Source organism: Pseudomonas sp. NS1(2017) (assembly GCF_002269425.1).
GTDB classification, from domain to species: domain Bacteria; phylum Pseudomonadota; class Gammaproteobacteria; order Pseudomonadales; family Pseudomonadaceae; genus Aquipseudomonas; species Aquipseudomonas reactans.
Window position 1 is genome coordinate 5,135,648 of sequence record NZ_CP022960.1, and the last position, 20,566, is coordinate 5,156,213.

The 20,566-nt window shown below is 61.7% G+C and carries 15 protein-coding genes; 10 read left to right on the top strand and 5 right to left on the bottom strand.

Annotation, left to right across the window (positions count from 1 at the left end; genetic code table 11):
• The 6 genes from CI807_RS23945 (at position 1) to CI807_RS23970 (ending at position 6,634) form a co-directional block, all read left to right on the top strand.
• Entirely contained in the window at positions 1-933 is a 933-nt protein-coding gene (locus CI807_RS23945; protein WP_095016502.1) for a DUF58 domain-containing protein, read from the top strand.
• A complete protein-coding gene (locus tag CI807_RS23950) occupies positions 930-1,424 on the top strand; it encodes a DUF4381 domain-containing protein (protein ID WP_028616472.1) in 495 nt (164 codons plus the stop codon). The genes CI807_RS23945 and CI807_RS23950 overlap by 4 nt, the downstream gene beginning before the upstream one ends.
• Positions 1,417-2,505, top strand: a complete 1,089-nt coding sequence (locus tag CI807_RS23955) for a VWA domain-containing protein (protein WP_095016503.1) — start codon at positions 1,417-1,419, stop codon at positions 2,503-2,505. The genes CI807_RS23950 and CI807_RS23955 overlap by 8 nt, the downstream gene beginning before the upstream one ends.
• Positions 2,502-4,241 carry a tetratricopeptide repeat protein gene (locus CI807_RS23960; RefSeq protein ID WP_095016504.1) on the top strand — a complete coding sequence of 580 codons (1,740 nt, stop codon included), beginning with the start codon at positions 2,502-2,504 and terminating at the stop codon, positions 4,239-4,241. Before CI807_RS23955 ends, CI807_RS23960 begins: the two co-directional genes overlap by 4 nt.
• Positions 4,238-5,878, top strand: coding sequence for a BatD family protein (locus CI807_RS23965; RefSeq protein ID WP_095016505.1), 1,641 nt, complete (start codon positions 4,238-4,240; stop codon positions 5,876-5,878). Before CI807_RS23960 ends, CI807_RS23965 begins: the two co-directional genes overlap by 4 nt.
• 522 nt (positions 5,879-6,400) lie before the next feature.
• Entirely contained in the window at positions 6,401-6,634 is a 234-nt protein-coding gene (locus CI807_RS23970) for a DUF6124 family protein (protein WP_095016506.1), read from the top strand.
• A gap of 488 nt (positions 6,635-7,122) precedes the next feature.
• On the opposite strand, the gene CI807_RS23975 is transcribed toward CI807_RS23970, so the two are convergent.
• Together CI807_RS23975 and CI807_RS23980 are read right to left on the bottom strand one after the other, a co-directional pair.
• Positions 7,123-7,344: a helix-turn-helix transcriptional regulator gene (locus CI807_RS23975; protein WP_016980176.1), complete on the bottom strand. Its 222-nt coding sequence runs from the start codon at positions 7,342-7,344 to the stop codon at positions 7,123-7,125.
• Positions 7,345-7,354: 10 nt separating this feature from the next.
• Positions 7,355-7,954: a hypothetical protein gene (locus CI807_RS23980; protein ID WP_095016507.1), complete on the bottom strand. Its 600-nt coding sequence runs from the start codon at positions 7,952-7,954 to the stop codon at positions 7,355-7,357.
• Positions 7,955-8,175: 221 nt separating this feature from the next.
• Here CI807_RS23980 and CI807_RS23985 point away from each other — a divergent pair, with 221 nt between their 5' ends.
• The 3 genes from CI807_RS23985 to CI807_RS23995 are packed head-to-tail and all read left to right on the top strand — an operon-like array spanning position 8,176 to position 13,642.
• The gene (locus CI807_RS23985) at positions 8,176-9,417 is read left to right on the top strand and encodes an exonuclease SbcCD subunit D C-terminal domain-containing protein (protein WP_095016508.1); all 1,242 of its coding nucleotides are present in this window, start codon (positions 8,176-8,178) and stop codon (positions 9,415-9,417) included.
• On the top strand, positions 9,414-13,052 hold the full coding sequence (locus CI807_RS23990) for an AAA family ATPase (RefSeq protein ID WP_095016509.1): 3,639 nt from the start codon (positions 9,414-9,416) through the stop codon (positions 13,050-13,052). The genes CI807_RS23985 and CI807_RS23990 overlap by 4 nt, the downstream gene beginning before the upstream one ends.
• The gene (locus CI807_RS23995; RefSeq protein WP_095016510.1) at positions 13,049-13,642 is read left to right on the top strand and encodes a glutathione S-transferase; all 594 of its coding nucleotides are present in this window, start codon (positions 13,049-13,051) and stop codon (positions 13,640-13,642) included. The genes CI807_RS23990 and CI807_RS23995 overlap by 4 nt, the downstream gene beginning before the upstream one ends.
• Before the next feature lie 17 nt (positions 13,643-13,659).
• Here CI807_RS23995 and CI807_RS24000 read toward each other — a convergent pair whose 3' ends face one another.
• From CI807_RS24000 to CI807_RS24010, 3 genes are all read right to left on the bottom strand, one after another.
• Positions 13,660-13,839, bottom strand: coding sequence for a hypothetical protein (locus CI807_RS24000; protein WP_016980181.1), 180 nt, complete (start codon positions 13,837-13,839; stop codon positions 13,660-13,662).
• Positions 13,840-13,995: 156 nt separating this feature from the next.
• A complete protein-coding gene (locus CI807_RS24005) occupies positions 13,996-15,171 on the bottom strand; it encodes a lactonase family protein (RefSeq protein WP_095016511.1) in 1,176 nt (391 codons plus the stop codon).
• A complete protein-coding gene (locus tag CI807_RS24010) occupies positions 15,158-15,445 on the bottom strand; it encodes a DUF5629 family protein (RefSeq protein ID WP_095016512.1) in 288 nt (95 codons plus the stop codon). Before CI807_RS24010 ends, CI807_RS24005 begins: the two co-directional genes overlap by 14 nt.
• Before the next feature lie 141 nt (positions 15,446-15,586).
• On the opposite strand from CI807_RS24010, the gene CI807_RS24015 reads away from it, so the two are divergent.
• The gene (locus CI807_RS24015) at positions 15,587-20,491 is read left to right on the top strand and encodes a dermonecrotic toxin domain-containing protein (protein ID WP_095016513.1); all 4,905 of its coding nucleotides are present in this window, start codon (positions 15,587-15,589) and stop codon (positions 20,489-20,491) included.
• Positions 20,492-20,566: the final 75 nt, after the last annotated feature.

The window sequence follows — 20,566 nt, forward strand, 5'->3', positions numbered from 1 at the left end:
ATGAACGCCGGTGATGGGATCCGCGTCACGCTCAGCGAATTGATCGAGATGCGCCATCGCGTGCGCGAAGTGCAGCTATTTTCCACGCCGAGCCAACGCAGCCCGTTGATCGGCCTGCATCATTCCAAGCTGCGCGGGCGCGGGGTCGACTTCGACCAGGTGCGCGTATACCAGGCCGGCGACGATGTGCGCACCATCGACTGGCGCGTGACCGCACGCACCCAGGAGCCGCACACCAAGCTGTTCCATGAAGAGCGCGAACGGCCGATCTTCATCATGGTGGAGCAAAGCTGCCGGCTGTTTTTCGGCTCGGGGCAGATGTTCAAGTCGGTGCTGGCCGCCCAGGCCGCCAGCCTGATCGGCTGGGCCGCGCTGGGGCATAACGACCGTGTCGGCGGGCTGGTGTTCGGCGACAACGAGCACTACGAAATCAAGCCGCGCCGCAGCAAGCAAAGCCTGCTGCAATTGCTCAACCGCCTGGTGCGCGTCAACCAGAGCCTGAGCACCGAAAGCCGCCCTGAAGCCGACGCCCTCGGCATGGCCCTGCGCCGTGGCCGCGAAGTGCTGCGCCCCGGCAGCCTGGTGATTGTGATCTGCGATGAGCGCGCGTTGACTGAAGGCGCCGAGCAACAGTTGAGCTTGCTGTCGCGGCATTGCGATCTGCTGCTGTTGCCGATTTCCGATCCGCTCGACCACGCCCTGCCCGCCGCCGGGCTGCTACGTTTCGCCGAACGCGGCGCCCAGTTGGAACTGGACACGCTGAATTTCGACCTGCGCCAGGCCTACAAGGCCCAGGCCGAAGCGCGCATTGCACGCTGGGAGCTGCTCGCGCAGAAACTGCGCGTGCTGTTGATGCCCCTGAGCACCCAAAGCGAAATGGTCGAGCAACTGCGCGAATACCTCAACCCGCAACGTCCGGTTAAAAAACAATGAGCAGCCTTGACCAACTGCAACCGCTGATCGCCCCACCCGCCATCGGCTTCTGGCCGCCCGCGCCGGGTTGGTGGCTGTTGCTGCTGGTGATTCCGTTGCTCGGTTGGGGCCTGTGGTCACTGCGCCGTTTTCTGCCGACTCGCCGCCCCATCGCCCGTGCCGAACAACCGCTGGACCCGCTGCGCATCGCCGCCCTCGCAGAGCTTGCGTTAATGCCCAAGCCTTACGATGGCGCGCCTGCCGGTGCCTGGCTGCAACAACTCAATGGCCTGCTCAAGCGCCTGTGCCGCAACGACTACCCCTACAGCCAGAGCCACACCCTCAACGGCCGCAAATGGCTGGCGTTCCTCGACAACCGCTGCCCCGCCGCCGGCCTCACGCGCTGGATGGTATTGGTAGAAGGCGCCTACAAACCCGAATGCAAGCTCGATGACAAGGCCATCGCCGGCCTGACCCAGGCCGTCGACACCTGGATTCGCAAACATGTTTGAGTTCGCCTGGCCGTGGATCTTCGCCCTGTTGCCCTTGCCGTGGTTGATGCGCCTTGTGCTGCCGGCCGCCGACAGCGGTGAGCCCGCCTTGAAGGTCAGCTACCTCAGCGACCTTGAAGGCCTGGCCCGTCGCCGCGCCCGCGTCAACCTGCCCGGCTGGCGCCAGCAAGCGCCGTTCGTGGTGCTGTGGTTGCTGCTGCTGACCGCTGCCGCGCGCCCGGAATGGCTCGGCGAACCGTTACCGATTGCCGCGAGTGGCCGCGATCTGCTGGTGGCGGTGGACGTTTCGGGGTCCATGGACTTCCCGGATATGAATTGGCAGGACGAGGACGTGAGCCGCTTGACCTTGGTCAAACACTTGCTCGGCGACTTCCTCGAAGGCCGCGAAGGTGATCGCGTCGGCCTGATCCTCTTCGGCAGCCAAGCCTACCTGCAAGCACCACTGACCTTCGACCGCCGCACCGTGCGCGCCTGGCTGGATGAAGCGCGCATCGGCATCGCCGGCAAGAACACCGCCATTGGCGACGCCATCGGCCTGGCCCTCAAACGCCTGCGCCAGCGCCCGGCGCAGAGCCGCGTGCTGATCCTGGTCACTGACGGCGCCAACAACGCCGGGCAGATCGACCCGCTGACCGCCGCGCGCCTGGCGGCTGAGGAAGGCGTGAAGATCTACCCGATCGGCATCGGTGCCGACCCAGAACAAACCGGTTCCCTGGGCATCCTGGGCGTGAACCCGAGCCTGGACCTCGACGAACCAGCACTCAAGGCCATCGCCGAAGCCACCGGCGGCCAGTACTTCCGTGCCCGCGATGGTGAAGAGTTGCAGGCGATCAAAGAAACCCTCGACCAACTGGAACCGGTCGAACAACAACCCACCCAAGCGCGCCCGGCCCTGGCGCTGTACAGCGCGCCGCTGGCCCTGGCCTTGGTGCTGAGCATGTTGCTGGTGATTCAGGAGCGCTGGCCGAACAACGCACTGCAACGGCTGTTCAATAAATTGTCGAGCAAGGGGATATTCCTGCAACAACACCCTGAGTGGCGTCAGCGCCTCAAGCGCCTGCGTTTGCGGAGGCGCCGATGATCGACCTGTGGCCGCACTGGTTTCGCCCGTGGTGGTTGTTGCTGCTGCCGTTGCTTGGCTGGCTGCTGTGGCACCTGTGGCACCGGCAAAAGCGCGCCGGGCGCTGGCAGATGATCCTGCCGCCGGCCTTCCACGCGGTGTTGCTCAGTGGTGGCAGCGGTCGCGAGAGCAAATCGCCTTGGGTAGTGCTGGGCATTGCCTGGCTGCTGGCCGTGCTGGCATTGCTCGGCCCGAGCTGGCAGCGCGTGGAGCAGTCCAGCCAGAAGCCTTCCGACCCGTTGGTGGTGCTGCTGGAACTGACCCCGGAAATGCTCGCCACCGACAGCCCGCCCAACCGCCTGGAGCAGGCACGCCGCAAGCTGTACGACTTGTTGCAGGCGCGCACCGATGCGCAAACCGCCATCGTTGTGTATGCCGGCAGCGCACACACCCTGGTGCCACTGTCGGACGACCTGGCTACCAGCCGCAACCTGCTGGAAGCCTTGCGCCCGTCGATCATGCCCGAGCCCGGCCATCGCGCCGACCTGGCCGTCGAGAAAGCCCTCGGCCTGCTCAAGCAAGGTGGCCTCGGCCAGGGTCGCCTGCTGCTGATTGGTTCGTCGCTGTCCAAACAGGAACGCCAGGGCATTCGTCTGATACTACAAAGCGCCCAGGCGCCCACCCTGTCGATCCTTGGCATCGGCAGCCGCGAAGGCACGCCTGTCACCCAGGAAAGCGGTGAGTTCCTCAAGGACGAACAAGGTGCGATCCTGGTACCGCGCCTCGACAGCCCGACACTCAAGGCCTTCGCCAGTGAAATGGGCGGCCGCTACCGCGCTGCGCGGCTGGACGACAAGGACCTGCGTCAACTCGGCGTGCTTGACCCGCCACAAACCTTGCGCAACGACGGCCAACTGCTGCACCTCGACACCTGGGCCGACCAGGGTTACTGGCTGCTCCTGCCCTTGTTGCTACTCGCTGCCTGCGCCGGGCGGCGTGGCTGGTTGTTCTGCCTGCCGCTGCTGCTGTTGAGCGCGCCGCAGCCCAGCTATGCGTTCGGCTTGCAAGACTTGTGGCTGCGTCCCGACCAGCAAGGCCAGTACCTGCTGAAGAAAAAGCGCCCCGCCGAAGCCGCCGAACACTTCCAGGACCCGCAATGGAAAGGCGTGGCGCTTTACGAGGCCGGCAACTATGCCGAGGCCATCAAGCTGTTTGCCGAGGGCAATGACGCCTACTCCCACTACAATCGGGGTAACGCCCTGGCCAAGTCCGGCGAACTGGAAGCCGCCATCGACGCCTACGAACAGGCCCTCGAAGCCCAGCCCGACCTGCAACCAGCGCTGAAAAACAAGGCGTTGGTGGAAGCCCTGATGCAGGAACAGGCCGAACCGGAACCCACCGAGCCTGCAAAAAACGAGGATGACGAAACCACCCAACCCGGCCAAACTGCGCAACCGGGCGCCAGTGGGCAAAACGCCACAGGTGGCGAGCCGTCATCCCAAGGGCAAGGCGAAACCGGGACTGACGACACCCAACCCGGCAACACGCCGCACACCACGGGTAACGAAGTGCCGGGCAGCGAACTGGGCGACGAACAGACCACCACCCCGCCGCTGCGCCCCAATGATGCCAGCCTCGACGGTGAGCACCGCCAGGCCCTGGAGCAATGGCTGCAGGAGATCCCGGACAACCCCGGCGAACTGCTGCGCCGCAAATTCTGGTACGAACAGCAACAACATCAGGACAAGACTCGATGAGCCGCCGCACCACCCTACTGCTCCTGCTCGCCCTCTCGGCAGGCCACGCCCAGGCGGCGAACCTGACCGCCAGCGTCGACCGCAGCCGCGTCAACTCCGGGGAAACGGTGGAACTGACGGTGGAGTCCAGCGACGTTACGCAGTTCGGCAAGCCCGACTTGTCGCCGCTGGATGCGCAGTTCGAAGTCAGCGGCACGCGCCAGATCAACCAACTCACCACCCTGGGCGGCGATAACCACGCCACCACGCGCTGGATCATCACCCTGCTGCCCAAGGAAAACGGCACAGTGGTCATCCCGCCCCTGCAAGTGGGCGAGTACAAGACCCAACCGATCAGCCTGCAAGTGGTCGAAACCGCCAGCCAGAACACCGCCGCCGAGCTGGCACCGGTGTTTGTCGAGGCCAACCTCGACCAGACCAGCGTCTACGTCCAGGCCCAGGCACTGTTGACCGTGCGCGTCTACCACTCGGTGTCGCTGTATGACGACAGCAGCCTCACGCCCTTGCAGATTGCCGATGCGCGCGTGGAGCAGTTGGGCGAGTCGCGCACCTACGAAAAGGTCATCAACAGCATCCGCCATGGCGTGATCGAAACCCGCTACGCGATCTATCCGCAGCACAGCGGCACCCTGGCGATCCCGGCGCAGACCTTCAGCGCGACGCTGGTGGAGTCGCGCCCGCCCCAGGAAAACACCCTGCAAGGCACCAAGCCCGGCAAGCTGATCCACGTCAGTTCTGCGCAGTTGCCGCTGGTGGTCAAACCCAAGCCCGCGCTGTACCCCGCCGATACACCATGGCTGCCGGCACGCAGCCTCACCCTCAGCGAACACTGGAACCCAGAGCCTGAGCATGTGCAGGTCGGCGACTCCCTGACCCGCAGCCTCACGGTCAAGGCCGAGGGCCTGTCCAGCGCGCAACTCCCGGCCCTGCCCAGCACCGAGATCAACGGCCTGCGCCGCTACCCGGACCAACCGGTGCTCGGCAACCAGATCAACGAGCGTGGCCTGATCGGCAGCCGCGAAGACCGCGAAGCCCTGGTGCCCACCCGCGCCGGCAGCCTGGAACTGCCCGCCGTGGACGTGGTGTGGTGGAACACCCATGAAGATCACCTGGAGCGCACCAGCCTGCCCGCGCGCACCGTGCAGGTCGCGATCAACCCGAGCCTGGCAGTGGACACCCCGGCCACGCCCACCGTCATCACCGCCCCGGACGATGAACGCCTGTGGCTGTGGCAACTGAGCACGTTGGTCCTTGCCTGCACGACCCTGCTGGGTTTTGGCCTGTGGTGGCGTGCACGTCGACAACCGGCCGTGCTACGCGCCGCGCAAACCGGCCCGAGCCCGCGTACGCTGCTCGACGACCTCAAGCGCGCCACCCAGGCCAACGACCCGCAAGCCACCCGCCAGGCGCTCGACGCCTGGGCGCGGCAGCAGCCGGAAACGCTCGCGGATATGGCGGCGCGGTTTGTGCCGCTGTCGGATGCGTTGGATGGGTTGAATGGCGCGCTGTACAGCGAGAGTGGGCATTTCTGGCTGGGTGAGGATCTGTGGCGTGCGGTGAAGGCGATTCCGATGGCTGAGCGTGAGGTGGATCCGGCGGCGGATACCACCAGCTTGCCGCCGCTCTATCCCAAATAACCCGCCTGCTGTGGTAAGCGAGCTTGTTGTGGTGAATGGGTTTGTTGTGGCCAGTGGGCTTGTTGTGGCGAGCGGGCTTGCCCCGCGTTGGGCTGCGAAGCAGCCCCATTCAGGATTACCGCGATACCGAATTGTAAGGTTTTAGGGCCGCTTCGCGCCCCAACGCGGGGCAAGCCCGCTCGCCACAGTCAGGTCGCTCGGCAGATCCTGTGTCATGCATTGTTAAAGGCCAGCAATCCATATCGCTTTAATTTGCAGGAAGTTTCCTAGACAATCCCACGGCCTTGCGCCTGCTCACTCCACTGGCTAGCCTTCGCTCCGTCGCTGCACATCAGCGATCGGGTGTGAGATCCCGTGAATTTGTAGGCGCCATGAGCAACATGCTCTATGGCAGCTGTGTGCGGGCAGACTTCGGTCTGGCCGGGTGCGCCTACAAATCCGGTATCTCACCCCGCACATAGCTGCCACCTTTTGACGTGTGAGATCGGCAAAAGAATGGCTCCAAACCCTGTAGGTACTTCCATGAACAAAATCGTCCCCGACCCACCGCCCACCTTCACCGTGCACCACGATCTCAGCTTCGAAGACGCCCTCGCCCAGATCTGCGACCTGCTGCGTTGCGCAGCCGCGACCGCTGCTGGCACCACCCAGGCGCTGAGCAGTGATCAGCGCCACATGGCCGGCGCCACCGAGCACTTGATCAACAGTGCCAAAACCCTGGCCGACCGCGCACTGGAATGCCTGAAACTCCCCTGACTCCGGCCAATGTCTGCGCGCATAAGCGCGCAGATATTGAAGGGGTAATATTTTACAGGCGGAAAATCATCACCCGCTTACGGTCTCGCACGTACTGCGTCGGCTCCGGATGAACCCAGGGTGATGGTTCCGTATCCCCATGAGGATCACGACATTCAACGCCACCTTCCCCTGTCACCCTCTCCCCGGGCTGTTGTGGTACTTCGCCCTGAGTGACTGATGAGGGAAGCGCGTACAGCAGCGCCGCAGGCAGCCCGATCACATTGAACAGCAAGCCGCCGCCGAACGCATGCCCACTCACCCAACCGCTCAAGATCACTACCATCAGAATTCTCACGATTTCGACACTCTCCCGTAAGGCCTATCCTAAAGCCGCCCACGCGCCATCCGAGCATCGATGGCATCGCCCGCGAATCGGTTTTGCATGAAGACACATTTGCCTGGATGAGTCAGGACGACTCGACGCTGATCAGTACCCTGGACTGTCGCTATTCTGGGCTGTCGCCCCCTGGCAGGTAGTCCAGAATATCGCCGGGCAGGCAATCGAGGACTTCACAGATGATCTCCAGGGTTGAAAAACGGATGGCCTTGGCCTTCCCGGTTTTCAGGATGGACAGGTTTGCCTGGGTAATTCCGGTTTTTTCGGACAGCTCCCCGAGGCGCATTTTCCGCTTGGCAAGCATGACATCCAGATTGACAACAATCGGCATTGGGCACTCCTTAAATAACCGCCTCCAACTCCTGCTCAGCCGTGGCAAGCCGTTGGGCTGCCATGCTGCCGATAGCGAGGGCGATGCCCGTTGAAAACAGCGGGAAATTGATCTCAATGTTCCATAGATAAACACCGCTGCTGGCGCCTGCTATCCAACCGTTGAGAATGTGCGTGAGAAAAGACGCCACTGGCCAAGCCAGGGTCACGATAGCGAAACGCCGCATGCACTGGGCAATACGCAGGGCCGTGGGGTACATGCGCAAGCTGGCGAGCAGGGCTTTCAAGGCCATGAACAGCGCAATGGTAAAGCTTGTTTCTACGACAAGGGTGATTAATGCACCTGACAAACCTTCGGACGCCGCGATGGTGATGGTCAGGCCGTTGTTGGTTTCTTTTGACGGTGCCCCTTCGTACACCAATGGCACTTCATACGAATTGCCGAACAGGTTGATTGCCTGGCCGTCAATAGCGGTCAGGAAAAATGCCGCAGAACCGATAATTGCCGCCGCCGCAGACAACAACACGCACGCACCTTCGAGCCCTTTGAGCAATTTCTGTGACAGCGTAAAGCCCGACACCGGCCGGTTGTAATGAACTGGATTCAACATGACACTTCCCCGTTTGAGTGGTGGGGCCATCCTAGCGATAATTTCTCGCTTTTCAATTCATATTTATCGTTTATCAATAAATATTAAAAAATTCACAATTGGCCCTCGGGGCATTGAACAGTGTCTGTTTGCAAGGGCATTTACAGGTAAACTCCCTTCCTTTTCACCGCCCCTTTCTGTTCCCGGCGGCCATTCACTTTTTTGCTTTCACGGAGTTCACTTTGCGTCTGTTTCACACCTCCGACTGGCACCTGGGCCAAAACCTTCACGGCCAGGAACGCGACTTCGAACACGCCTGCTTTCTTGAATGGCTGCTGGGCCAACTGAACACCCATCTGCCGGATGTACTGCTCATCGCCGGGGATATCTTCGACACGGTCAACCCGCCACTCAAGGCCCAGGAGCGTCTGTATGACTTCATCATCAGCGCCCACGAACAGAACCCCAAGCTGACCATCGTGATGATCGCCGGCAACCACGACTCCGGCTCGCGCATCGAACTGCCCGCGCCGTTGATGCGCCGCCTGCGCACTCATGCGCTCGGCCGCGTGTTGTGGCTGGATGACGGCCAACTCGACGCCGAGCGCCTGCTGATCCCGCTGCCGGATGCCAAAGGCAAGATCGCCGCCTGGTGCCTGGCGCTGCCGTTCCTGCGCCCGGCGGAAGTGACCGGTGCACAGTTGGGTGACGACTACCTGCGCGGTATCGGCCAGGTACATGAATGGCTGATCGCCGCCGCCAACGCCAAGCGCAAGAAAGGCCAGGCGCTGATCGCCATCAGCCACGCGCACATGGCCGGTGGCTCGGTGTCGGAAGACTCCGAGCGCAGCCTGATCATCGGCAATGCCGAGGCGCTGCCGGCCAGTCTGTTTGATCGAAGTGTCGCTTACGTTGCCCTCGGTCATTTGCACAAGCCGCAGAAGGTCAATGGTGAGGAACGCATTCGCTATAGCGGCTCGCCGATTCCGCTGTCGTTTTCCGAAATCGGCTACAAGCACCAGATCCTCGACGTGACCTTCCAGGGCCAATGCCTGGTGAGTGTCGAACCGATCCTGATTCCGCGCTCGGTCGACCTGCAACGCCTGGAAGCCGCGCCCCTGGCCGATATCCTCAAGGCCCTGGCCGAGTTGCCCGACGTCGACCTGTTGGCCGAAACCCAGCGCCACCCTTGGCTGGAAGTCCGCGTACGCCTCGACGAACCACAACCCGACCTGCGCCAGCAAATTGAAAGCGCCCTGCAAGGCAAGGCCGTGCGCCTGGTGCGCATCGCTGCCGAATACGCGGGTAAAGGCAACCGTGAGGACGAAGGCGACGACCGCCTGATCGAACTCGACCAGCTCACGCCCCAGGAACTGTTCAGCCGCGCCTGGCAGGACAGTTACGGCAGTGAAGTGGATGAACAGACCTTGAAGGACTTCGCCGTGCTGCTCCAGGAAGTGCAACAGGAGGAGGAACAGCCATGAAGATCCTCGCCATCCGCCTGAAAAACCTGGCTTCACTGGCCGGCCCGTTTGAAATCGACTTTACTGCCGAACCCCTGGCCAGTGCCGGGTTGTTCGCAATTACCGGGCCGACCGGCGCCGGTAAAAGTACCCTGCTCGATGCCTTGTGCCTGGCGTTGTTTGGTGCGGTACCGCGCCTGGGCGACACCGGCCAGGCGAAGATGCCGGATGCCGACAGCGACATTTCCATCGGCGACCCGCGTACCCTGCTGCGGCGTGGCACCGGTGGCGGTTATGCCGAAGTGGATTTCGTCGGCGTGAGTGGCCGTCGCTATCGCGCGCGCTGGGAAGCCAATCGCGCTCGCGACAAGGCCAGCGGCAAGTTGCAGAACAGCCGCCAGAGCCTGATCGACCTGGACAGCGACCAACTGCTGGCCAGCCAGAAAACCGAATACAAAACCCAGCTGGAACTGGCCCTGGGCCTGAACTTCGAACAGTTCACCCGCGCCGTATTGCTCGCACAAAGTGAGTTCAGCGCCTTCCTCAAGGCCAACGACAACGAGCGCAGCGAACTGCTGGAAAAGCTCACCGACACGGCCCTGTACACCCAACTCGGCCGGCGCGCGTTCGACAAGGCCAAAGAGGCCCGGGATGCGCACAAGCAGTTGCAGGACCAGGCCACCGGCGTGGTGCCCCTGGCGCCCGAGGCTCGTGCGGAGCTGGATCAGCAGTTCGATGCGGCACAACAGCAACTCAAGACCCAGCAAGCCCAACTCAAGCAACTTGAGCTTCAGCACACCTGGCTCAAGGAGCTGCGCGAATGGCAGGAACGCCAACTCGCCGCCACCGAACAACTGCAGCGCGCACAAACCGAATGGGATAACCAGCGCCAGCAACGTGAAGACCTGAGCCGCCTGGACCAATTGGCGCCTCAGCGTCACCAGTTTGCGCGCCAGGCCGAACTCGGCAGCGTGCTTACCCCGTTGGCCGTGCAGATTCAGTCGCATATCCAACAGCAAGGCGAACTGCATACCCGCCAGGAGCAGGCCCAGCAGCAACAAGCCAGCGCGCAAACTGCGTTGGCTGAGGCCCTGAAAAATCAAACAGATGCCGTGCCGTTGCTGCGACAGGCGTTTGAAGAGCAAAGCGCCCTCGCCCACTTGACCAAAGAGCTGGCCAAGCGCACCGAGGAAAAACAGCAGTACCAAAGCGCCTGCACCGAAGGTCAGGCCCAACTCACCGGGCTGCTGGAAAAACAGCGCCACGTCGCTGAACGCCTGCAACGCCTGGCGACCGAGCTTGAGCACAGCGCCGTCCTCGCGCCACTGAGTGATGCCTGGACCGCCTATCGCGACCGTCTGCAACAGTTGATGCTGATCGGCAATCGCCTGAATAAAGGCAAGGCCGAACTGCCGCAATTGGAACAACGCGCGACCAGCGCCGCCGAACAGTTCACTCAGCAACGCGAAGCCCTGGACCTGCTGTATCAGGAAGCCGGTGCCGAACCTCATGCCGTGGCCGAGCAGATCCAATTGCTGGCCAGCCTGCTGCAAGACAATCGCAAACAGCAACGCGCCTTCGAAGACCTGACGCGCCTGTGGGACAACCAGCAGCAGCTGGACCAACACGCCGCCAGCCTGACGCAAAAGCTCACCGACGCCCAACAGCAACGCGAACAACTGAACCAGACCGGTCTGCAAACCAAGGCCGAGCTGACCGTTGCCGAACAGACGCTGAACGTGACCAAGCAACTGTTGGAACGCCAGCGCCTGGCCCGCAGCGCCAGCGTCGAGGAATTGCGCGAGCAGTTGCAGGACGACCAACCCTGCCCGGTGTGCGGCAGCCACGAACACCCGTACCACCAGCCCGAAGCCCTTCTGCAAAGCCTCGGTCGACATGACGAAAACGAAGAAGCCACCGCACAGAAAGCCGTGGACAGCCTCAAGGAAAAACTCACCGAGTTGCGCGGCGAAGTGGGCGGTTTGATCGCCCAGCAAAAGGAATACCTGCAACAGCAGGAACACCTGGCCACGCAACAGCAAGCACTCCAGCCAAGCCTGGATGCGCACCCGCTGGCCGCGTCGTTGCTCAACCAGGAAGCCGCCAAACGCAGCATCTGGCTTGAGCAGCAATTGGGCCAACTGAGCCAAAGCATCACTCAGGACGAACAACGCCAAAGCGCCCTGCTCAACCTGCAACAAAACGCCGGTCGCCTGCAGCAACAACTGCAAGCCGCCCAGGAAGCCAGCCAGCAGACCCGTCAATTGCTGGTCGATCAGCAACGCGAGCTGACCAGCGACCGCGAACGCCTCGACCAGGAACTGAGCGCCTTCGCCAGCCTGCTGCCCGCAGAAACCCTGGAGGGTCTGCGCGCCGAGCCGGCTGCTACCTTTATGCAGCTGGACCAGCAAGTCAGCCAGCGCCTGGAGCAGTTGGGCCATCAACGCGATGAACTGGCCGAGCAACAAGAACGCCAACAGGCGATCGAGAAGGAACAGACCCACCAGCAACATCGTCAGCATCAGCTTGATGCGCTGATTCAGCAGGTCACCGAGCTGACTGCCCAGCAACAGACGGCCCAGGAAAAACTCAGCTCGCTGCTCGGTGGGCACACCAGCGCCGAACACTGGCAGCAACAGCTGGAACAGGCCGTGACCCAGTCACGCCAAAGCGAAACCGACGCCAACAAACACCTGCAAGAAATCCACAACGCCCTGATTCAACTGGCCGCCGACCTCAAGGCCCAGCAGGAGCGCGAACAGGCGTTGCAGGCCGAACAACAGGCCCTCGTCGCGCGTATCAGCGAATGGCGCGCCTTGCACCCGGAACTCGATGACGCCGGCCTCACCCGCTTGCTGGCCTACGATGACGCTCAGGTCAGTCAATTGCGCCAACAGGTGCAGCACAGCGAAAAAGCCGTCGAACAGGCCAAGGTACTGCTGCAAGAACGCGAACAGCGCCTGGCGGACCATCAGGCCCTGCACAATGGCAACCTCGCAGCCGAGGAGCTGGACAGCACCTTGGCCACGCTCAACCAGCAACTGGCCGAGAGTGAGAAACACTGCGCCGAATTGCGCGCGCGCCAGTCCGAAGACCAGCGTCGCCAGGACGCCAACCAGGCCTTCGCCGAGCAGATCGCCAAGGCCTATGACGAGTGGCAGCGCTGGGCACGCCTGAACGCGCTGATCGGCTCGGCCACTGGCGACACCTTCCGCAAGATCGCCCAGGCCTACAACCTCGACCTGTTGGTGCACCACGCCAACGTGCAACTGCGCCAACTGGTACGACGCTACCGCCTCAAGCGTGGCGGCAGCATGCTCGGCCTGTTGGTGATGGACACGGAAATGGGCGACGAGCTGCGCTCGGTGCATTCATTGTCCGGCGGCGAAACCTTCCTGGTCTCACTGGCGCTGGCCCTGGGCCTGGCGTCAATGGCCTCCAGTACATTGAAAATCGAATCACTGTTTATCGATGAGGGCTTCGGCAGCCTCGACCCGGAATCCCTGCAATTGGCGATGGACGCACTGGATGGCTTGCAGGCTCAGGGCCGTAAAGTGGCGGTGATTTCACACGTGCAGGAAATGCACGAACGCATTCCGGTGCAGATCCAGGTCAAGCGTCAGGGCAATGGCTTGAGCACGTTGGAGGTCAAGTGAGCGAGGCGCTGCTGTATTCGTTCCGGCGCTGCCCCTATGCGATGCGGGCGCGGCTGGCCCTGCGCTACTCGGGCGTACCGATGCGCATCGTCGAGGTGAGCCTCAAGGCCAAGCCCGCAGAAATGCTGGCGCTGTCGCCCAAGGGCACGGTGCCAGTGCTGAACGTTGACGGGCAGGTGATTGAAGAAAGCCTGGAGATCATGCAGTGGGCCTTGGCGCAGAACGACCCGGATAACTGGTTGCTGCACGGCGATCCGGCGGTATTCGCGTTGATCGCCGAGAACGACCAGGACTTCAAGTATTACTTGAATCGATACAAGTACGCCGAGCGCTACCCGGAACAGCCGATGGAGCATTATCGCGCCGAAGGCGAGGTGTTCTTGCAAAAGCTGGAAGCGTTGTTGGCAGAGCGCGACTACCTGTTGGCTAACCACCTGACCCTGGCGGATGCTGCACTGGCGCCGTTTGTGCGCCAGTATGCCCATGTGGATCGAGTGTGGTTTGCCGGTACATCGTATAAACGGTTGCAAGCTTGGCTTGAGCGCTTTCTGGATTCAGGGTTGTTCATCGCGGTGATGGCAAAACCCTGAATACCGCGCCAGCGGGCTCACTGCTGAGTCTTGTGATCCAGAGCAGCATAGAAGTTGGCGCTTTGTTGCAGGTATTTCTGGGTGTAGGCGCTGGTGCTGGATTTTTTGCCGGAGACTTCCACGCTGGCCGCGGCTGGCAGGGCAACAGTGGCGGAAACAGCGGAAGCGGCGATGATGGAGAAGAGATTCAGATTCATGTCGGTAACCCTTGTGTTCGTTTGGTTGAGTGGCCGGGGAAGGCCTTGGAACCAAACTTACGCCCGAGGGCTAAGCCTTAGAAATGCTTTGAAACAGTAGCCGCTATTAATGGAATTAATAGAAAGGCTCAGGCCCCGCATGGCGGGGCCTGTGGCTTATTGACGCACCAGGAACTTGAGGTCGCTGGGTGCATCGATCGGCAATTTCTGCACGGTTTTACCCAGCAGGCCGGTTTTGGGGTCGCGTTCGACCACCACGATTTCGTTGCTTTTCTGATTGGCGATCAGCAAGAACTTGCCGCTCGGGTCCAGGCTGAACTCGCGCGGGTGGTCGCCCTCCACGGAACGGCGTTGCAGTTCCTTGAGGTGCGCGGTGGCCGGGTCGATGCTGAACACCAGCAGTTGATTGGCCGTGCCACGGTTGCTCACGTAGAGGAATTTGCCATCGCTGGAGGCGTGCAGCGCGGCGCCGGCCTTATCGGCCACCGGTTGCCCGGCGGCGAAGTCCACCAACTGCGTCTGGGTCAGTTGGCCGTCCTTGTAGTCGAACACCGCCACCTGCGCGCTCATCTCGGTGGTCAGCCAGGCATGCTTGCCATCGGCGCTGAACAGCAGGTGGCGCGGGCCGCTGCCGGGCGGCAATTGCACCGAGGCCGGGTTGGCCGGGGTCAACGGCAGCTCATGGTTGGCCTTAGGGTCGTAGTGGTAGGCAAACACCTTGTCCGCACCCAGGTCCTGCACAAACACGTACTTGCCATCCGGCGACGACACCACCGAATGCACGTGGTTGGACGCCTGGCGCTCAGGGTTGACGCGACTGGCCGGGTGCCCGCTCAGTTGCACCGGCGCCGACAGCTTGCCTGTGGCATCTACCGGCAGCACCGCCAGGCTCCCGCCCGGGTCTTCCAGCACCGAATAGTTGGCGACGAACAGGTAGCGTCCATCGGCAGCCACGCTGGAATGGGTCGGCTCATTGCCCAGGCTCTGCACCTGGTTGATCAACGTCAGCTGATGGTTCTTCGGGTCGATGCTGTAGCTGCTCACCCGCCCGACCGGGTCTTTTTGGCCGGGGCCGTTCTCGTTGACCACAAACAGGTGCTTCTGGTCCTTGGAGATCGTCAGCCACGACGGATTGGCCGCCTTGGCCGCCAACACCGGCTGGCCTTGGAACTTGCCAGTGCGGCTGTCGAATTGCAGGCGATAGATGCCTTCGCTGCTGCCGGCGGTGTAGCTGCCCACCAACAGTTCATAGGTGTCGGCCGGCGCGGCTTGCACCGACATGGCACCGACACTGCCCGCCATCAGCAGGGGCCAGAATTTACGCATCATCATCCGCTTCATCCTCGTCGTTATTGTTGCCGGTGAACGCGCTCATGCAGATCAGGCGGTGCTCACCCGAGTCACCGGTAAGGGTCCAGCTTTGCAAGGTGTCATCGAACGTGGCGGCCTGCACTTGCTCCAGGCTGAAGCGCCAGCGTTTTTCCGCACGGCCGTCCATGGCGGTGATCAGCAGCTTCTCTGCATCAAGCTCGAAGTCGAAGGCGTGCAGCCCGTCGATCTCAAGCATGTCGGAAGTTTCAAGGACGGCACGCAAATTATCAGTCATCACAGTCTTTCATCAGGTTCAAAGGCACCATGATAGGACAGTTTACGAGCCAGGCCTAAATTCATAACGGGCTACCGCATCAACGTCTGCCGGCAGATTACCGTGCATGGGCGCGTCCTTATTGAATGTAAAGGAATACCCATGCCAGACCCGAACAGCTCCGCTGCCGCACACCCGATCCAACTCGCCGTTGAAGCCCAGTTTCGCAGCCGCCCGACCTTGCGCTCCGTCACCACGAACCTACTGGGCCAGGGGTTGAGGGAAAAATACCCGACCTTAGTCACGACCGTGAGTGACCTTCGACTGGCCCTGCCCCGCGAAGGCGGCGGGCGTACCTTGCTCCCGCTGCTAGAGGCAACGCTGCAGCATCTCGCCGACGGCAGCGTTCCCGATTTTTCCGCTCGTCACGGCCTGGATTGCTACTTGAGCGGTGCAACCGGTAACCGGCTCAGCTATCAAATCGACGGGCGCCTGCGCGATTATGATCTGGGCCTTATCGAAGCCGTGATCCGTGAATTGCCGTCAATTCTGTTTATCGCTTTTCAAGAGGCCTTGGCCACCTATTGGGGCCAGGACAGTGATGCCGGTGCCAGCCGCTGGAAGTGGCTGGCCGAGGTGCTCCAAGGCTCGTTGCTGGAATCCGCCACACGCCAGGCCAGTGGCACGGCGCAACACCTCAATACGCTGAATATTTTGAACCGTTATCCCGACCGGGCAGTGCGCGCGCGCCGGCCGGCACCGGATAGCGCGGTCCACGCCTACACGGTGCAAACCCATCTGCTGCGCTCACGTGATCTGCTCACACTGCAAGCCACCGATATTCTGGTGGTGTGCCGCGAGCAGGTGCTGCTGTGTCGTCTGTCCGGCGAGATCGAACCCTATTCAGACCTCGACGCCTTCGGCCAAGCCTGGGGCGAGCGCCTGCAACAGCGCTTTACCGCTGACAGCATCACTTGGCAGCAGTACGAGCCCGACGGCAATATTTTCGAGGTACAAGCCGCGCTGATCCTGAACCAGCAACTGGACGATCTGGCCGCCATTCAACTGCCCGCCCGGTCCACGGTGCAGGCACTGGAGCAACGGTTTGCAGTGATCACCAAACCGACGCAATGGCTGGCCCGATCCGCTCTCACACCCTTGGCGAGCCTGACGTCCCTCCAGGCTACCCTACCCGCCCGCCTGCAGAGCGCGACTGCCGCCGAGCGCCTGGCTTACCGCCAATGCCTGCTGGAGCAAGCCGGCATCCGGCGCCTGACCCTGGGCGACTCGGACTTCGATGGCCTGGAAACGCTGCGCGGCTACGCCGCCGAACACTTGAACCAGCAACTGTGCCTGGACCGCGCAGTGGCCCTGGGCGGCCCGCGCCGTTGCGATCATAACGCACTGTCAGCCGGGTATCAGGCTGACGACCTGCAACTGACTTTTCATGTCCCGGTGGGCGACCTGCGTGGCGGCTACATTGAGCCGGTCGTCATGAGCCTGGTGGACCTCGCACTGCAAAACCTCTCCGGCAGACCCAAAGGCGCCCTCACGCTGGGCCATCGCACAGGCCGCGCGATCGAAACGTGGTTGACCCCCGCCTACGTCCTCGAACTGGTACAGCGGGTCAATATCGGCAGAAACTACCCCGCCTACCTGCGCCGAGAGCTGACGAGCGATACCGAAGCCGCGCGCAAACGCCAGCAACTGTTCCAGCAACTACGGCCCGTGCACCTGAAAACCCAGGCGCTGGAGTGCCTGTTCAAGGGTGAAGCCGGCCTGACATTTCGCGGCTTTCGTTGCGTCAGTGCCCTGGTCAATACCAACCCGCTGGACCGCCAGGTCGATGGCGATGAGATTGTGATTCGCTCACTGGCGTTTCTGCGTAGCCCTGGCGCGACCGCGGATGTCGCACGCAACATGTTTATCATCGAACCGCGGGACACGCAGTTGGGCCCGCACTTGCTGTATCGCCCGGCGTATCGCGATGCGCTGCTGGAATATGCGAGTCGCGACCAACTGCTGGCGGCCATTGTTCAACCCGGGCCGGTGCAAGAAAGCGTGCTGACTTGGTTGACGGATCATGCCCGGCCGATCTACAGCAACGGCGGGTTTGCCGAACCTCACATCCTGCGGATCGGTATCGGCTCGGACTTCGATAGGCTGCCCAGCGTGCCCAAACCCGCAGAATTGGCCAAGGCCGGTGACGTGAGCAGCGACGAGATTCTGCAGGCACTCAGCAATGGCAGTCTCATGGAGTACCTGTTCGGCAGTGAAACCCGGCAACTGGTGGATCAGGCGGAACGGGAGTCGACCTCCAACAGCGAAAGCCGCTGGGCGGTGATTGTGGAAGGCTTCGGATTGGCGTTCAACACGCTGTTACTGGTTATTCGCGGGCCGTTGGCAACCGTTGGTTGGCTGATGCAAGCGACTCAAGGGCTCGTGCAAGATCTGCCCGCGCTGGAGAGTGACGACCCTACGGCAAGGGAGCTGGCGTGGATTGATCTGCTACTTAATATCAGCATGTTGTTGTTGCACCATGGGTCACTCACCGCCCCCCTGGAAGGCCCTTCGCTCGATGAGCAGGGCGTCACGCGCGAGCCCTTCAAACGCCCAACCGGTCAAATCACAAAGCAACCCGTGGTTGAACGGGGCACGATTGGTCTACCCTCCGAGCCGCCCGGCGGCGGCCACACCCTGCTGGATTTCGACCATTCGGTGGCCGGTGACGGCTCAGCTGCCGCGCTGCTGGAAAAACTGCGTGCAGTCAACGTTCCCTGGCCAGTGCCCGCACCTGAGCCCATCAACATCGGGTTGCATAAAGGTTTGTACAGCATTGATGGTCTGATGCACGGTTCGGTAAGCGGCCTGTTGTTCAGGGTCAGGATTGTACCGGGCTTCAATGAGGTCTTTATCATTCACCCACTGAAAACGGACCATCCTGGCATCAAGCTTAAAACCGACGGCAACGGTCATTGGTCGCTGGACCGTGGCCTCAAGCTGCTGGGCGGTGGGCCGAAACGGATAGCCGCCTTGCGCGAGGAAAACCAACGCCGCAAAGCTGAATTGCTCGCTCGCATGAATGCACTCAATGAAGAGGTGACACACCTGATGGCGCCGTTTCTGTCTTCAATTACAGGCGTGTCGTCGGCCCTCGACACCCTGTCGCAACAACGCAAAACCGTACAGTTGGTTCGGAACCTGTTGCAAAAGGCCGCTAATGAACAAAAGCCGGTGCTGGAGGGACGGCATCAAACCGAAACTTTCAAGCACCAGCAGTTGCGCACGCAGTTCAAAATCCTGGTAGGCAACCTGGAAGTTCAGTTCGCGCAGTCACTGACTCCGCGCTTGGAAATGGTCAAGCTGGGGCAGGAATTGGAGAGGGTCGGTGGAGCGGCTGTGCATGTGCATGACCGCGCAAAAATCCTCAAAACCATATGGGACCAGCAGTTGTTCATCAACGAGATGCTGCTGGGCCGGTTGAACGCCCTGCACTTTTCCAGCGCAGGCGAGCCGATGGAAGCCATGGCGGGCCGCATGTTTGTTGAAAGCTTACTGGGTGATCGCTCGGTCTACGACGAATACATCCGCAATGCGAGCGAGTCAGCGGATATCCGCGAACATATGGCTGAGGTCTCCACCGCGATGGAAACCACCCTTCAGCAACTGGAAGAGGACTCAGTGGCAGGACGCACGATACGCGATCAATTGCTCGCGACAATCAAATACCCGCAGAATTTCTTCCCCGACAACCTGAAGCTCAACGCGTTGAACTATCTTGCCGTCACCAGTGTGGAGATGAGCCAGGTGTGGCTGCCGCCACAAGAAGACCTCTACGTCAAACGGCTTGAGCGCAACGACCTTTATGAAGCCCTGCTGTCTCACGTCGAAGTACGCAGCAGTAACGAATACCCCTTGGCCGAACAACGCGACGTATACGAGACGGCACTCAACACGTACCGCCGCCATGAGGTAGCGATCCGCGCCCTCAAGACCCTCAGCCCGCGCCGCCTGCGACCCGAAGCCGAACGGCTGCTGACGGGACTTGAATACGCTCAATCACTGGCGCAAACCGAGCTGGAGGCCGTAGTGCGCAAGCAGGAGGCCTTGGAGGTCAAGCTGCCCCTTTCCAAAACCCTGCGCGCCAAAGCGGCCACGAAGCGCGTGTTCAAGACCCGCAACAAGAGCTACCTGATCGGCGACCTCAAACCGGCTGACGCACAGAATGCCGAAGAGCACTTCACCATCACTGATACGTTGACCGGTCAAACAGTTGCCTCATTCAGCAAACATGTGGAGGGTTGGGAGGCCATCCCACGCGAAGCGGCCCCCGCGCCGCCGCCCACACCGGCGGGCAGATCGCTGGCAACCCTCAAAGGCCTGGCCAGAGCCCTCATCGAACAGCGCAAAGGCATCGAACAGCTGATTACGACCGAGCAGAAAAAACTCGATTCACCCCTCACACGCCAACAGGTCACCCCGAGCGACTGGGACGAACTGCTAAGCCGTCAAGCCAAAGACCTCACGGCCCTGGCCGATGAAATAAAACGCACTCACCCCGATAAACCCACGGCCCAGGCTCTGATCGATGAATACCTGGCACAGGCTCGCGACATGACGCGGCTGGCGGAGAGCGCTTGCAGCGATGCCTACAAGCGGCAATGGCCGACCCAGGAGAGCCTCAAGTACCTGTGGGACCATCGACAAATCGATATCAACCTGACCAGCACCGCCGATCCGCAGCGCCCAACCCTCAGTGGTGACTTCTTCACCGAATACGCTGTGTACGACAAGGCCAAAAAGCCGCCGACGGTGCTTTGGTACGCGCACTTCCACTATGCAAGCGCTGATGCATCGCCCTCCAGCTATACCCGCGCCCACCTGAAACTGATGGAGCAACGCAAGTACACCCAGAAGGATCTGCTCAAACAACACGTGCAGGCCAATTTGCGCGACCCGCAGGCGCCCGGTGCACAACCGGTCACGAATATTCTCTACGTCCTGATCACCCCTCCCGTGGATAACCTGTTCCTGGCCATCGCGCCGGCGCCACGGGCAAATCCCTGATGCCCGCTTGACGCTCATAGTGGGGTCTTAACCGCCCTTACTGCAGCGGCTGTGATCCAGGAGCACACGCCGACC